General features: G+C 65.9%; 3 protein-coding genes. 1 reads left to right on the forward strand and 2 read right to left on the reverse strand.

Annotation, left to right across the window (positions count from 1 at the left end; translation table 11 throughout):
- Positions 1 to 229 precede the first annotated feature (229 nt).
- Together AB0N06_RS38825 and AB0N06_RS38830 are read right to left on the reverse strand one after the other, a co-directional pair.
- On the reverse strand, positions 230 to 652 hold the full coding sequence (locus AB0N06_RS38825) for a PIN domain nuclease (RefSeq protein WP_366139363.1): 423 nt from the start codon (positions 650 to 652) through the stop codon (positions 230 to 232).
- On the reverse strand, positions 649 to 864 hold the full coding sequence (locus AB0N06_RS38830; protein ID WP_366139364.1) for a type II toxin-antitoxin system VapB family antitoxin: 216 nt from the start codon (positions 862 to 864) through the stop codon (positions 649 to 651). The genes AB0N06_RS38825 and AB0N06_RS38830 overlap by 4 nt, the downstream gene beginning before the upstream one ends.
- A 213-nt stretch (positions 865 to 1077) precedes the next feature.
- On the opposite strand from AB0N06_RS38830, the gene AB0N06_RS38835 reads away from it, so the two are divergent.
- Positions 1078 to 1218 (forward strand): hypothetical protein, encoded by a 141-nt coding sequence (locus AB0N06_RS38835; RefSeq protein WP_366139365.1) that lies wholly within the window; start codon positions 1078 to 1080, stop codon positions 1216 to 1218.
- Positions 1219 to 1631 lie beyond the last annotated feature (413 nt).

Here is a 1631-nt window from a genome sequence, read left to right on the forward strand (position 1 = left end):
GGCCCCACCGCGAGCGGTGGGGCCCTTCGACAACGTGCCCGGTGAGGCACTGGCGGAGGATACGAGATTCGAACTCGTGAGGGGTTGCCCCCAACACGCTTTCCAAATGTTCGCACGGGGGTCCGGCGCGGACCGTACCCGTCCTGACCTGCGGCGGAGCATTCGGGGTGGCCCCGTCCGGATGGGGCCGGACGGGGATGAACGCAACCAAACTGCAACTACGCTCCACCTACTTGCCTGGTTCGGGCCCGTACCACTGGAGCGCTTGCCCGGTGACAGCCGCGATGCAGTCGAAGTCCCGATCGCGGTGCAGCAGAGTCAGTCCCTGCAGCTCTGCCGTCGCTGCCACCACCAAGTCGACGGCTCCCGCGCTGCGGTGCTGGCCTCGTTCGGTCAGAACCTCCTGAACCTGCCACGCGCGGGTGTAAGCGCGATCGTCGACCGGAACCCAGCCAAAGATCATTCGCATGTCCTCGATACCTTGCGTCCGGTCCTGGGCGGAACGGGCGCTGTAGAAGAACTCGAGCTCAGTGATGGGGCAGGTGGCGATGAGCCCCGCTGCGGCGGCCTGGTCCCATCCGTACTGCTCCGCGTCACTGCGCATGAACCGGGCGAGTGCGCTGGTGTCGATCAGGAACTGGGCCGCATTCACCGGCGGTAGTTCCCCTTGTCTTCGAAGAGGTCCAGGTCGAAGGCACCCTCGCCGGCTGCGGCACGCAGTCGGGTGAGCGCGAGCGCTCGCCGTCGGTTCTCCAGTACCTCACGGAGGGCGGTGTTGACGGTCTCCTTCTTGGTGCCGGTGCCGAGCGCCTTGGCCACATCAGCCAGCAGTTCGTCATCGAGGTCGATCACGGTTCGACTCATCTATGCACCTCCATGGATATCAAGTCTGGCATCGAGTATATCGGGCATGGTTCTGCTCTGCTTGGAGAGCGAGGGACCCGGCGTCGAACAGGATCCGGGGGCGATTCGACATAAGGGCAGGTCAGTGGGGGGTTGCGCCGCTAACCCGCCGAGCCCTCACTGTGTCCCGCAACCGGGCACTCGTCCGGGGCCTCTCGATTTGTTGGAGAACGCATGCCCGCCGAACGCGCTGCGATTGCCGCACTGGGCGCAACCCTGGCCGGTCTGATCGCCGTCACCCATCCCGCACTCATTCCAGCGATGTCAGTCGCCCTGATCGTCTGGGCGGCGCTCGCGCTCTACCTGAGGCTTTGACATTCCGTTCAGTCACGCACGCGAAGGAGACCGTATGAAGCCCGAATCAGACCCGACGCAAGGGGCGGCGTGGGGGGATGGCGATGCCCCCTCGGCTCTGCAAGCTTCCGTGCCTGTCGGCTGGGCGGCGGACGACGACGTACCGTCTGCCTTTGACATCCTCGATCCGGCTGAGGACTGATCCAAGCGCGATCTTCTACCCCGGTCGCGGACCGGGGTCGATGCAGCCCGATGCGCGCCCGGCGCCACCAGGTCGGTGACGCTCCGGGCTCAGCAGGCCGGTAGCCGAGCCCATGAAAGGGACGTAGAACGTCGAAGGGCCCCACCGCGAGCGGTGGGGCCCTTCGACAACGTGCCCGGTGAGGCACTGGCGGAGGATACGAGATTCGAACTCGTGAGGGGTTGCCCCCAAC

The sequence above is a fragment of the Streptomyces sp. NPDC051020 genome, assembly GCF_040683105.1.
In the GTDB taxonomy this organism is placed as follows: Bacteria; Actinomycetota; Actinomycetes; order Streptomycetales; family Streptomycetaceae; genus Streptomyces.